At 39.9% G+C, this 14,241-nt stretch carries 8 protein-coding genes and 1 pseudogene; 4 read left to right on the top strand and 5 right to left on the bottom strand.

Features of this window, described 5'->3' with window-relative positions; translation table 11 throughout:
* Positions 1–171 precede the first annotated feature (171 nt).
* The 5 genes from RIV7116_RS03485 to RIV7116_RS03460 form a co-directional block, all read right to left on the bottom strand.
* Positions 172–2,049: a DNA-directed RNA polymerase subunit gamma gene (locus RIV7116_RS03485; RefSeq protein ID WP_015116886.1), complete on the bottom strand. Its 1,878-nt coding sequence runs from the start codon at positions 2,047–2,049 to the stop codon at positions 172–174.
* Positions 2,050–2,239: 190 nt separating this feature from the next.
* Positions 2,240–5,539 carry a DNA-directed RNA polymerase subunit beta gene (rpoB, locus tag RIV7116_RS03480; protein ID WP_044291451.1) on the bottom strand — a complete coding sequence of 1,100 codons (3,300 nt, stop codon included), beginning with the start codon at positions 5,537–5,539 and terminating at the stop codon, positions 2,240–2,242.
* Between the two features lie 774 nt (positions 5,540–6,313).
* The gene (locus RIV7116_RS03470; RefSeq protein WP_015116884.1) at positions 6,314–7,099 is read right to left on the bottom strand and encodes a TatD family hydrolase; all 786 of its coding nucleotides are present in this window, start codon (positions 7,097–7,099) and stop codon (positions 6,314–6,316) included.
* Between the two features lie 63 nt (positions 7,100–7,162).
* Positions 7,163–7,459, bottom strand: coding sequence for a 30S ribosomal protein S20 (gene rpsT / locus RIV7116_RS03465; RefSeq protein WP_015116883.1), 297 nt, complete (start codon positions 7,457–7,459; stop codon positions 7,163–7,165).
* A 337-nt stretch (positions 7,460–7,796) separates the two neighbouring features.
* Complete coding sequence (locus RIV7116_RS03460) at positions 7,797–8,666, bottom strand: hypothetical protein (protein WP_015116882.1); 870 nt, start codon at positions 8,664–8,666, stop codon at positions 7,797–7,799.
* A gap of 273 nt (positions 8,667–8,939) precedes the next feature.
* Between RIV7116_RS03460 and RIV7116_RS03455 the strand changes: the two genes are divergently transcribed.
* The 4 genes and pseudogenes from RIV7116_RS03455 (at position 8,940) to RIV7116_RS03440 (ending at position 14,230) form a co-directional block, all read left to right on the top strand.
* On the top strand, positions 8,940–10,685 hold the full coding sequence (locus tag RIV7116_RS03455; RefSeq protein ID WP_083894036.1) for a choline/carnitine O-acyltransferase: 1,746 nt from the start codon (positions 8,940–8,942) through the stop codon (positions 10,683–10,685).
* A gap of 287 nt (positions 10,686–10,972) precedes the next feature.
* Positions 10,973–12,661, top strand: coding sequence for a serine/threonine-protein kinase (locus tag RIV7116_RS03450; RefSeq protein WP_015116880.1), 1,689 nt, complete (start codon positions 10,973–10,975; stop codon positions 12,659–12,661).
* Positions 12,662–12,673: 12 nt separating this feature from the next.
* A pseudogene (locus RIV7116_RS03445) lies at positions 12,674–13,000 on the top strand (serine/threonine protein kinase); the annotation flags it as partial.
* Between the two features lie 57 nt (positions 13,001–13,057).
* A complete protein-coding gene (locus RIV7116_RS03440; protein ID WP_015116879.1) occupies positions 13,058–14,230 on the top strand; it encodes a serine hydrolase in 1,173 nt (390 codons plus the stop codon).
* The last annotated feature ends 11 nt before the right edge of the window (positions 14,231–14,241 follow it).

Below are 14,241 nucleotides of genomic sequence, written 5' to 3'. Positions count from 1 at the left end.
GCAGCGCGCAGAAAGGAGATTTCCCCCATGTAAGCCGGAGGCTTTCTCGCAGAGTGCGACTGCTGTTAGCGCAGCGTCTCCCGGAAGGAGATACCCGAAGGGTTAGTTGTTAGTTGTTGGCAGTTAGTTATTAGTTATTAGTTATTAGTTACCCATACTAATAACTAATAACTAACTTGCTAAAGCTTCTTGAATAGCCATGTTATAAATTACGCGACCCGGCGTTGTATATATATACTGAGATAGTAAATTACCTGCTTCATCTTCTCTAACGCGACGGAATTTATAGCGTAAGGTACGAGTACCATCTTCGTTGTCTGTAACTTCTACAGGCTTTTTATCATCCGCATCTTGTTCTACTTCGCCGTCGTAGCGGACGTAAACATAAGCGTGCAAATCTACTTGTTCTTGTTCGTAAGCCATGACTACGTCATTTAAAGATGCATAATATCCCCCAGCACCCTTGCTTGCTCCGGGATTTTCTGCTGTTAAATAATATGCTCCCAGTACCATGTCTTGGCTGGGTGTAATAATCGGCTTACCGGTAGCTGGTGAAAGTATATTGTTAGAAGCGAGCATCAACAATCTGGCTTCCGATTGCGATTCCAAAGATAAAGGTACGTGTACTGCCATTTGGTCGCCGTCAAAGTCGGCGTTAAATGCCGGACATACCAAAGGATGCAGTTGAATTGCTCGTCCTTCTACTAAAATTGGCTCAAATGCTTGAATACCCAAACGGTGTAAAGTTGGGGCACGGTTAAGCATAACTGGGTGTCCTTCAATCACTTCTTCCAGAACATCCCAAACTTGGGGGTCCGAACGAGCAATTAATTTCTTCGCCGCTTTGATGTTATTCACCATACCGCCCCTAATTAATCGATTGATTACAAAAGGCTGGAATAATTCAATTGCCATTTCCCGAGGCAAACCGCACTGGTGAATATTTAGCTTCGGACCAACTACAATTACGCTTCTTCCGGAATAGTCTACCCGTTTACCCAACAAGTTCTGACGAAAACGTCCTTGTTTACCTTCAATAATGTCGGATAAAGATTTCAGCGGACGATTGTTTGCACCAACTACAGTACGCCCCCGACGACCGTTATCAATAAGAGCGTCTACTGCTTCTTGCAGCATTCGTTTTTCGTTACGAACAATAATTTCTGGTGCCAGAATTTCCTGCAATCTTGCCAAACGATTGTTCCGGTTGATCACCCGTCGATACAAATCGTTTAAATCGCTAGTCGCAAAACGACCACCGTCAAGCTGTACCATCGGACGTAAGTCTGGAGGAATTACCGGAATCACTGTCATTACCATCCATTCCGGCTTCGAGCCAGTCGCGATAAAGTTATCTATTACCCGCAACCGCTTAATCAACTTGGCTCTTTTTTGACCTTTGGCGTTAGTTATTTCCTCACGTAATTTTTCAGCCTCTGGCTCTAAGACGATATCCGCTAACAAACGCAGCAAGGCTTCCGCACCAATACCAACTTCTACACCTTCTAAAGTGGAATCCTCGCTGTAAATCTGGTCTTCAATTTCCAGCCATTGGTCTTCTGTGAGTAACTGCTTATAACTTAAGGATTCCGCATTTCCTGGAGCTAGAACTACATAAGAATTAAAGTAAACTATTTGTTCTACATCCCTTAAAGGCATATCCAGCAGAATGGAAATATAGCTGGGAATACCTTTGAGATACCAAACGTGAGCTACAGGAGCAGCTAGCTTTATATAGCCCATGCGGTGACGGCGCACTCTTGATTCGGTGACTTCCACACCGCAGCGCTCGCAAACAATACCTCTATGACGTACTCTCTTATATTTACCGCAATGACATTCCCAGTCTTTAGCAGGACCAAAAATTCTTTCGCAGAACAGCCCATCCATTTCTGGCTTCAAAGTCCGGTAGTTGATAGTTTCCGGCTTGGTTACTTCTCCAACCACCTGAGAATTAGGTAAAGTTCTTTCTCCCCACTGGCGAATACGTTCGGGTGAAGCCAGACCAATTTTTACGTAATCAAATTGATTATTTTGAGAATTTCTCATTTTTAGAGGTCAAAGGTTATAGGTCAAAGGTCAAAGGTCAAAGGTCAAAGGTTGGAATAGGTTAAAGGTTGGAACAGGTTAAAGGTATTAATGGCGGGAACCACAATTTTTGCGCTCGTAGTTACCTACATTTTGCGTAGTACCTATTACCTCTTATAACCTTTAACCTATAACCTTTAACCTTTAACCTTTACTGCTCTTCTTCAATCGACTCGCGTGTCAATGATTCATAGGTCGGACGGGGTGGTGTACGACGAGAGTTTTGGTCTGCCATAAGGTCAACTTCTACATCCAAGGAACTACCGTCGTTTTGAGTTTCGACTTTATGAACGGCGATATCTAATCCCAAGGATTGCAATTCTCGCATCAATACTTTGAAGGATTCTGGCGTTCCCGGACGAGGAATTGCTTTTCCTTTGACAATGGCGTTAAGAGCTTCGTTACGTCCTTGCATATCGTCGGATTTAACTGTCAACAATTCCTGTAAGGTATAAGCTGCACCGAATGCTTCCAATGCCCATACTTCCATTTCTCCGAAACGCTGACCGCCTTGCTGTGCTTTTCCACCCAATGGCTGTTGGGTAACCAAGGAGTAAGGACCTGTAGAACGAGCGTGGATTTTATCGTCTACCAAGTGAACCAATTTGAGCATGTAAGCTACACCAATAGTCACCGCTCGGTCAAAAGGTTCTCCAGTACGACCGTCATAAACTTGAATTTTTCCTGGGTTGTCGGGATTATATACCCAGTCTTTGCCGGTTTCGTCTCTTCCTTCTTGCAGCTTGCCGTGGACGATTTGTCGGGATGATTCTTCACCATACATTTCATCGAAAGGCGTAATCTTAAATCTTACCCCCAAGGTATGACCTGCCCAACCAAGCAAGCACTCGAATACCTGTCCTACGTTCATCCGGCTCGGTACACCCAAGGGATTGAGTACGATATCTACACAAGAACCATCGGGTAAATAAGGCATATCTTCCAAAGGTAATATCTTGGAAATAATTCCTTTATTACCGTGTCTTCCGGCCATTTTGTCGCCGACTTGGATTTTCCGCTTTTGAGCTACATAAACTCGCACCACCATGTTTGCTCCTGGTGGAAGTTCGTCACCTTGCTCGCGGGTAAATATCCGCACATCTACGACTCTTCCCTTTTCACCGTTGGGTACTCTCAAAGAGTTATCCCTTACGTCTCTGGCTTTTTCACCAAATATTGCTCGTAATAATTTCTCTTCCGGTGGCTGGTCGGATTCACCTTTAGGCGTTACTTTACCTACCAAGATATCTCCAGCTTCTACCCAGGCACCAACGCGGATAATTCCCTGCTCGTCTAAATTTCGCAGCGCGTCTTCACCAACGTTGGGAATTTCTCTGGTGATTTCTTCTGGTCCCAACTTGGTTTGCCTTGCCTCAATTTCGTATTTCTCAATGTGAATTGAGGTATAAACATCATCTTGTACCAAGCGTTCGCTGATCAGAATTGCATCTTCGTAGTTGTAACCTTCCCAAGGCATATAGGCTACTACGATGTTTTGTCCCAATGCTAATTCCCCACCTTCTGTGGAAGAACCATCAGCAAGTACTTGTCCGGCAACAACTCTTTCACCAATTCTTACCAACGGTCTTTGGTTTAAACAGGTATCTTGGTTGGAACGCTGGTATTTAGAAATTATGTAAACTTCTTCGCGCTGGTCTGGTGCGGGGCGAACGCGAATTTCTGTAGCGTCTACAAAAGTTACGTCACCGTCGGTACGGGATACGATTACCATCCCGGAGTCTCTCGCTGCTTGGGCTTCTAAACCAGTTCCGACTAAAGGACGCTCTGGCTTGAGTAACGGTACTGCTTGCCGTTGCATGTTCGACCCCATCAAAGCACGGTTAGCGTCGTCATGCTCCAAGAAGGGAATCAAACTTGTTGCTACTGAAACAATCTGCACCGGAGAAACCGCTACATAATCCACCTGCTCTGGTGTGGTAGTTGCCCAATCTTGGCGATAGCGTACTGGTACCTGGGAACCAATAATGTATCCATTTTCATCAAGGGGAGTATCACCAGGAGCCACCCGTAAATCATCTTCCTCGTCAGCAGTCATGTAAAGCGCTTGCTTCTCAAACATGACTTTTCCGTTTTCTACCGGACGGAAAGGAGTTTCTAAGAAGCCGTATAGATTTACTTTGGCGTGAGTAGCTAAGGAACCTATCAGTCCGGCGTTGGGACCTTCTGGAGTTTCAATCGGGCATATACGTCCGTAGTGAGACGGGTGAATATCTCGAACTGCAAAACCGGCACGTTCCCTAGTTAAACCGCCAGGACCTAATGCTGAGAGTCTTCGTTTATGGGTCAGTTCTGCCAAAGGATTAGTTTGGTCCATGAACTGAGATAGCTGTGAGGAACCAAAAAATTCTTTGATTGCTGCTACCAAAGGTTTGGGGTTCACCAAAGAAGCAGGAGTCAAGGACTCGGAATCGGATACGGTCATACGTTCGCGGATAATTCGCTCCAAACGATTCAAACCTACCCTTACCTGGTTTTGCAGCAATTCACCGACACTTCTAACTCGGCGATTACCAAGGTGATCGATGTCATCAATATTACCGATATCAAATTCTAAGTTCATTAGGTAATCGACTGCTGCCAAAATATCTGGAGCCGTCAACACCCTAACTGTATCTGGAATTTGCAGGCGTAATTTCTTGTTGAGTTTGTAGCGTCCGACGCGACCTAAATCGTACCGTTTCGCATCGAAAAAGCGCGAGTCTAAAAGCTGTTGTCCGCCTAAGACTGTAGGCGGTTCACCGGGACGCAGCTTACGATACAGTTCCATTAAGGCTTCTTCTTCAGAAAACTCCCCTTCTTTTTCAATGGTTTTCTGGAAGTATTCTGGGTGACGCATAGCGTCGAAAATTTCGTTGTTGGTAAGCCCTAATGCTTTTAGCAATACTTGAGCCGACAGCTTACGAGTCTTATCAATTCTGACCCACACTAGATCGTTACGGTCTGTTTCAAACTTCAGCCATGCGCCCCGGTTGGGAATTAAACTAGCAGAATAGGTACGGCGACCGTTTTTATCGATTTCGGATTTGTAGTAAACTCCTGGGGATCTAACTATTTGGTTGACAATTACCCGCTCTGCACCGTTAATAATAAAAGTGCCGCGTTCGGTCATCAAAGGCAAGTCACCGATAAATACTTCTTGCTCTTTAATTTCACCAGTTTCTTTATTTATCAAGCGTGTGGGTACGTACATTTGCACCGCATAGGTACTGTCCCGACGCTTTGATTCATCTACACCATATTTAGGCTCTTTAAGCTTGTAGTTTTGTCCTAAGAAGTGCAGTTCTAATTTGCCGGTGTAATCAGTAATGGGACTAAAGGAATTAAGCTCTTCTATTAACCCTTCTTCTAAAAACCAGCGAAAGCTAGAACGTTGAATTTCAATTAAATCGGGCAACATGAAGCCCGGTTCTGTCATTGAGTCGTAATTCATGCCCATATTAAAATCTATAAAGGGGTTAAAGGGATTAAAGAAAGTTGTCTTTCGTTTAGGAAATTCTCATCATGCCGCTGTCGTAGTGAAACCTTTGCATGGATTTAATGGAGGATAATAGCCTCTAAATAGCATCTGCATCAAATAATCAATCCTCCCTTTCCCAGAAAGTAATTTTACCTGCATCGCAATTATTTGCTTGAGTTTGCTAAAAGATAAGCTCGGTTTGTAATTTAGAAGAAACTGTTTCACTTTGCTTATTCCCCCCTCCAAGGTGCGCTTTAATTAACAAGCAATGCCGTCTCCTAATGGATGCTTGTTGCTATTCCAACAGCCTTTCTAACTTCGTAGTGGTGGTATCCTGTTACTAAAAGAATTAATTCTTGCATTAATAACTAGTTTTTCTTGAATTACTTCGCATCCCTTCACCGAATTTTATTGTCCCAAGCTCAGAACCTTAAACAGTTTTCTATAAATGGAATAATTTAGCCGATTGAGTAAGCTAGTTATAACTCATGTATCAGTCTTGTGTATAAGTTCTCGAAGCGGTAGTTGTCGTTCGTGGATATCCGCGAATGGGATACGAGGCAAATCGTAAAATAGCTTCTATTTGATAGTTCTTCGATAATTGAGCTAAATAATTATATTGCGAGCGTCATTCAACTATTATGACCCAAGCAAATATAATCGGAGGACAGAATTATATCATATTTTCCCTCCTCCTAAAGTAGGATTTTCTTTTCTAGCCCAAATGCATTGCTAATCAAATAGTTTTTATAGCTTTAAGCCAAACAGATCGCAGGCATTTTTGGTAGTAGTTGCAGCAATTGACTCTAAAGTTTCTCCTCGTAAATTCGCTACTTGTTCGGCTACGAAACGGACATAGGACGGTTCGTTGCGTTTTTGCCCTCGTTTTGGAACTGGGGCTAGGAAAGGACAGTCAGTTTCAATTAAAAGGCGATCGCCTCTTACCATAGTGGCTGACTCTTTAATTGCATGGGCTTTTTTGAAAGTAACGGTTCCACTGAAGCTAACGTAAAACCCCAAGTCCAAAAACCATTGGGTTTCTTCTGGTGTTCCACCCCAGCAGTGCATTACTCCCCTAAAATTTTCTCCATACTGCTGTTTGAAACTTTCAAACACTTGCTTCATTTCTAATGCAGCATCTCTACAGTGGATAATCACTGGCAAGTTAAGCTTTACGGCTATTTCTAGCTGCTTTTTTAACACCAAAAGCTGTTGCTCGCGATCGTCAGCCTTGTAAAAATCCAATCCCATTTCCCCAATCGCAACAATTTTATCCCCGGAATCAGCCAGGGATTCAATTTCATATGCTGTTTGAGATGTCCATTTTTGGGCATCTAAAGGATGTAATCCTACTGCAAAACTAATTTCGGGAAATCGATTAGCTAATGCTTGGATGCCCGCAAACTCTGATGGCTCAACGCATGAATGGACTAGGCGCACTACACCCGCTTCCTGCCATCGAGAGCGAACCGCTTCCAAGTCCGGTTGGAATTGGTCGAAATTAAGATGAACGTGGGTGTCAATCAGCTGCATTGAGAATATCCTTTATTAAAAGTCAGCAATCAAGGTCAAATGTCGCTGACTTTATGAAATTGACTAGTTCGCTGCTTGAGTTACAGCGTTTAGCTTTTTAGCTAATCTAGATTTTTGCCTTGCTCCATTATTACGATGAAGTACACCTCGCTTAACTGCTTTATCTATCTTCTGATAAGCAGCAGACATACTATCTAATACTTCTTTCTTTAGTTCTTCGGAAGGCTCGGCTGTATATTTCTCCAAGGTGACGAAGTATTTCTTCATCAAGGTTCTTAATGCCGATTTATAGGATTTATTACGTAGTCTATTGCGTTCTGCAACTTGAACGCGCTTGAGAGCCGATCTTGAATTTGCCACAGGTTTTAAGAAAACTATCTATATATGTACGCACACTAATAGCCTTACTAATATAGCATCCAATTTGTCAATATGAAGATGCTACAAAAAAAATATCGGAAAAATTTTATTTTGTGCTATCTGAAGAAAAAAACTGAAATAAAAACCAGAGTTGAAGCAGCAAATTGAATGGTTTAATGCCACTTCAAAGCTGGATATGCAAAGATTATCTTTTCTTTAGATATAAGTCAGGCAAAATAATATAATGAATAACGAAATCCTAGGGCTTTATTCTATCTTAGTTCACATTTACTAGTAGCCAAATGTTCCTGTAGACTATTTTCTGATGAAACAAAAATTACATCTCTTTATCAACTAAGATTTTTGTTTGTCTGACAGCTAGAGATATTGCTTTGCCAAATAACGCTTCGCTATATTCGGCTTTTGCGATCGCATTATTTTCTTTAGTGTAAGAAAAAATAGCCGTGTAACGTTTTTGATTTCCTGCGACTTTTGTTACGCGGTGCAAAGATGATTTACCCTGAAAAATTTGTAAATCTCCCGGTTGTAAATTATTTTGTTCCACACCTTGATAATCGCCATGTAAAACTTGATTCACTGATTCAAAGTTTTCACTTGAGGGTGTTCTAATATTAGGAGCATATTCAAAAATTCCTCCTGCACTTGCTGCTTGAATCATTAAAACAACGCTGAAATCATTTTCATCGTAATGCCAGGGATGTTGCGCGCCTTGTCGTAAAATATTTAATACTAATCCGGCTAAAGGGTCGCTATATTCATATATAAGTTCAGTTGCCAAGCAAGCAGCAATTAAATTCTGAAAAATTTTGGCGCGGTAAAGAGTTAAGAAAAGCGATTGCGGATGAAATTTATTTAATGGAACAAAACCGTTTGTTCTTTCCATAAAATATCTTGCCGGATGTTCCGGTGGTAATGTTGGGTCATCATCTGTTTTAAATATATTTGTTTTTCTGGTTGCATAATATGCTTCATTTTCTAGCAATAAAGATTCTTGTTGAGCTAGAAAAAGCGCCTTTTTGGTTAAAAAGTTTTTGAATACGCAGCATCCCCGTGACTCTAGTTGTTGGCGACAATTAGCAATTAAATCTAAAGATTCTTGGTTAGATAGATCTGCAATCGGATATTGGTCCAAATTGATTATTTGTTCGATTTTTAACGGCACTTTTGTAAGTTGTTTGCTAACCATTGCATACCTACTGTTTTACTTGAATCTATTATGTACAATACAGTATAAAAACTGTTAAAACAGCGAATATCATAGCGGAGTGTAACAAACTTAAAAAAGTGTTATTTAGATAACTTTCTGTGGACTATTAAAGCGAACAGCCTAGTCAAGTTATGCTCAATTCATACTCACAATCGCCTAAATAGTGACCTAAATACTATCTGTAGGATGGTATCAAATTATAATTTAAAAGCACAAGATTGTTAATTTCTAAAAGTATTAATCAAATCATCGATGATGTACGAATTTCAAAATTCTCTACCCAAGCTACCTTTACCAACATTAGAACAAACTTGCAAACTATATCTTCAGATAGTTGCACCGTTGCTAAGTCAACAAGAATTAAAAGAAACACAAGTCGCGGTGGAAGAATTTCAGCAAACAAGCGGTAAAAAACTACAGCAGCAATTAGAAATAATTAATCGTGCAACTAAAACCAGTTACGTTCACGATTACCGGGAAGAAAGTTTTTCGGAATATCGGGGAGCTTTGGCTATTCACAAAAACTTTGGAGGGGTACTTGCGCCAATTTCCCAGCCAGAATTACCTCAAGCTCAACTTGCTGCAACCTGGATTGTGGATACTTTGAAATTTTATTTAAAAATCAAACGACGGGAATTAGAACCAGATAGGGATTCACCGCGTAACGGTAATCAGCCGATGTGTATGATTCAGTACGATAATTTATTTGCCTGGAATCGCATTCCTGGTGTTAAACGCGATGAAATGCGTCATATTCCAGAACAAGAAAATATTGTAGTTGTTTATCGCAATGCATTTTACTCGCTACAACCGCTCAAAGATGAAAAAATTGCATCGCTAGCAGAAGTTGAAGGGCAAATTAATTGGATTTTAGAAAATGCTTCAGCAAACGAACCAGCTTTAGGAGCATTAACAGCGATGAATAGGGCAGCTTGGGCTGTAGTTCGTCAGGGTATGACAGCTTTAGATCCAGGAAATGCTCGTAGTTTTGATTTATTAGATAGCGCTTTATTTGTAGTTTGCTTGGATGATACAGCACCAGCAAATCTAGAAGCTGCTGGCGGAAGCGTATTGCACGGAGATGGAAAAAATCGTTGCTTTGATAAACCCCTACAATTAATTTTTACATCTAATGGCTACTCTGGTGTAAATGTCGAGCATGTGGGCATTGATGGTTTTGTCATCATGCGTTACCTGTATGAAGTCAATAAAGAGCGACAGCAACAACAAGAATCGGCACAAAATACAAATGCAGCTTTTGAGCTAGAAACACCCACAAAATTACAGTGGAAATTCAGCGACGAAATTTTAGCGGAAATTAAGCAAGCAGAATTAGAAGTTGAGAATTTTATCTCCGAACACGAAACAAAGGTTTTTGACTACCAAGAATTTGGGCGAAATTTAATTAAAAACTATCGTTTAAGTCCTGATGCTGTAGTTCAATTGGCAATTCAACTTGCTTATGTGAAGTTGCGCGGCAGAATTGATTGTGTGTATGAATCTGTACATACTAGAAGATTTGCCTACGGACGTACAGAAGCAATGCGTTCGGTGACTCCTGAGTCTGTAGAGTTAATTCGCACTTTTACTGAAAAATCTGCGGATGAGGAAAAATACGCGGCTCTAAATGAAGCTGTTGCCGCTCATGTTTCTCGTCAAAAAGATTGTCAGCAAGGATATGGTGTCGATCGTCATTTACAGTCATTATTAAGGTTAGGGCGTGCCCAGGGAATCGTTCCCAAAATCTATCAAGACAAAGCTTATAAAGTTCTTGGTGATTCCACCATCTGTACTAGCAGTTTAGCTGCGGGGATGGGTATGGAGTTATTTTGTTTTGGGCAAGTAGTAGATAATGGCTATGGAATTGGCTACATTATCAAGCCAGATAGTATTACTGTCAGCGTCACTAGTAAGTATCAGCAGACACAAGAATATCTTGACTGCTTGAAACAAAGTTTTTCCGAATTGGGTGAGTTAATGAGTAAATTTGGTAGTTAAAGTAAATAAGCTACTACGTATTGAATTTGTATAGCAATAGTGAGCAAGAGACTCAGACTAGAAGCTTTTCATTTTTTCACATTATCCAATTTAGCTGCACATCAGCTTAAAACTAAGGAAGAAAGAAGAAGGTTGGAATAGGGATGGGGAATTAAACCTATATTGATTTGTTAATTCTTAACCCGCTCTAGTAGCGGGTTTTAATTATGTAACCTCTTTGTCTAGTATTTGCTAGTAAAATATATGACAGTATTTCTTGTTGCTTATTAGCCGATTAACTTATATAGATGCTGCTTAACAACCGCTATCGAATAATTCAAACTTTAGGAAGCGGTGGATTTGGAGAAACTTTTTTAGCTGAAGATACCCAGATACCTTCGACTCGCCGGTGTGTCATCAAACAATTAAGAATAATTCAAGATAATCCTCAAACCTATGAAATCGTGCAGCAGAGATTTGCGCGAGAAGCGGCGATTTTAGAAGAATTAGGTGATGGTAGTTCCCAGATTCCCAGACTATATGCCTATTTTAGCGAGGGACAGCGATTTTATTTAGCTCAGGAATACATTCAAGGGCAGACTTTGAGCGAGATAATTGCCAATCGAGGGCGTTTGAACGAATCTAGGGTACGGGAAATACTAATCGGTTTGTTAAATGTACTCGAATACGTTCATAGTAAAGGTATTGTTCATCGCGACATCAAACCAGAAAATATTATCGTTCGCTCATCAGATAATCAGCCAGTTTTAATCGATTTTGGTGCGGTGCGAGAAACAATGGCTGCACAAGTTAATGCTAGCGGCAATGTTACCAGTTCGATTGTGATTGGTACGCCGGGATTTATGGCAGTTGAACAAGCTGCGGGTAGAGCTGTTTTTGCAAGTGACTTGTATAGTTTGGGATTAGTAGCTATTTATTTATTGACGGCTAAAATGCCCCAGGAATTAGAAACAGATAGCTACAGTGGTGAAATTATTTGGCAGACAAACGGTATAAGTAATAATTTTGCCCTAGTTTTAGATAAAGCAATTCGTTCCCATATTAGAGAACGTTTTTCTTCTGCGAGAGAAATGATCGAGGCGCTACAATCCCAATTAATACAGCCAACAGTACCAATTGTGCCATCTCCACCAGCAAAAATGGCAAAATCCAGTACCAGCGGAAATTGGTTTAAGTCAGCACTAATAGGTGGTTTGATGGGTGGATGCGCGTTATTAGCTTTTGCTTATTTCCGAGAGCAGCCACGACGACAGCCAGAAAAAACAACTGAAACACAGCAACCTACGGTAACACCAAGTAAAACAGCTACGATTCCTCCTGTAAAACAAGTAGATTCGTTTTATTTTCTGGCAGATTCGGCATTTAGACAAATTAATAACGCTAACAATCAAATCAGAGAATTAAAAAACGCTGGCTACAACCAAACGGGAAAATTTTGGTTGCCGGATTATCCGAATTTATCTAATAACCCATACCATCAAGTCTATGTGGCAAAGTTTAACAGTCGAGCAAACTGTATCGATTCACTAAAAGATTACGTTCGTCGCAATCAAAATGCTTATTGTGCCTTAGCAAGTGAAAATGCAAATGCATCTCCAAATTATTTTTACGGCTCTCAAGTAAAAATTCCTAAAACAGATTCTCAGCCATCACCTTCTCAAGCGGTAAGAGATTACTATCAAACTATTAATAATCGAAATTATACAGCTAGTTGGAATCAACTTACTCCAAAATTTAAAAGGGAAAAATCGAATAATAGGTACTCCGAATATACAAATTGGTGGAATAAGGTTCAAAGAGTAGAAGTTGAGCAAGCGAAGAATTTATCAACTACTTCAAATACTGCGACTGTAGAAACGCAAATGAAATATTATCTCAAATCTGGCAGAGTAATTACCGACGCTCAACGCTTCAAACTAGTGTGGAATTCAACGCAGCAGAATTGGAACTTCGATGATTCAAGCAAGCTAAATTAAAGTTTTCAGAAAAATATTATTATCCGCTCATCAGATGAACAAGCTGTTTTAATCGATTTTGGTGCAGTTAAGGAAACAATGCAAACGCTAGTGGCAGTGTCCGAAAATTCTACTAAGTCGATTGTAATTGGGACACCAGGGTTTATGCCCAGAGAACAATCAGCAGGAAGACTGGTATATTCTAGTGATTTGTATAGTTTGGGACTGACTGCGATATACTTACTTACGGGAAAAATCCCCCAAGAGCTTCCCAATAATCCATCTACAGGTGAAATTATCTGGCAAAAATACTCACCAAATATTACTTCAAACTTTACCGCAGTTTTAGATAATGTAATATGATTTTTTTAATATTAATAACCAGTAGAAAATAAAAAAATAGTATCAATATATATAATGAGAATAAGCGATAAAAAACGCTCTATTAAATTATTTAGCTTACAGGTTTTGGGTATAGTAACTGGAGTTGCGCTAACTATAACTTCAATAGGTTTAATTATATTAAAACAGAATGCTAATAATACCGAAAAAATTGCTACACAAGTAAATAAATCTGCTTTAAGAAGACTATCATCTCCAATAGCATCAGCTTCATCTGTTAAATTATCTCAGATATCTGAAGAGACAAAGAGTTCGGAATTAGCATACAACATTACAAGCTCTCCAAAGTTTACTAAAAGCGATAAATTGCAGAGCATTGTGAACGAAGCAATTAATTCCATTAAAAATAAAAAACTTCCCACCAAGTCACTGTCAATTACGTTAATCGATATAAAAGCTAACGAGTATGCAGGATATCAGCAAGAAAAACTGAGATATCCAGCTAGCGTAGCCAAGTTATTCTGGATGGTTTACCTTTATGCTCAAATTGAAAAAGGTATTTTATCAGAAGCAGAATTTTCTCAATATCTAGATTCTATGATACAAAAATCTGATAACGAAGCTGCGAGCTACATTGTTGATAGATTGTCTAAAACCGAATATAGAGACAGTATTAAAGGAGATGAGTATAAAAATTGGCGAACAAAAAGATTGCAAGTTAACCAGTATTTTCAAGATGGAGGATATGAAAATATAAATGTCAGTCAGAAAACATTTCCAATTCCATCTTTAAAGCTTTCTAAACCAAAAGGTTCCGATTTTAAATTACGAACAAATCTTCAAAACCCAATTAGCAATCAAGTATCAACAAAACAAGTTGCTAGACTGCTATATGAAATTTACGAGAATCAGTCTGTATCCGCAATTTATAGCCCAAAAATGGCGCAATGGTTAACCATTAGTTCTCAAACAAGGAATATCAAAAAAAACGATAAAAACCCAAATGAGTTTAACCCCGTAAGAGGTTTTTTAAGTGCATCTTTACCAAATGATGCTCAGTTTATGGGAAAAGCAGGTTGGACTTCTGGTAGTAGAAATGATGCGGCAATTATTGCGACACCGGATGGAAAAGCTGCTTATATTTTAGTCATTTTTGGGGAAGACAGAGCCTATGCATATGATTGGCACATATTTCCTCAGATTTCAAAATTGGTTTTTAATCGTATAGCAAATAAAAAAGAAAATTGATTTGATAATAA

The sequence above is a fragment of the Rivularia sp. PCC 7116 genome, assembly GCF_000316665.1.
In the GTDB taxonomy this organism is placed as follows: domain Bacteria; phylum Cyanobacteriota; class Cyanobacteriia; order Cyanobacteriales; family Nostocaceae; genus Rivularia.
The sequence above is the reverse complement of the archived record's forward strand: the minus strand, read 5'-3'. Positions and strand labels throughout refer to the sequence as shown.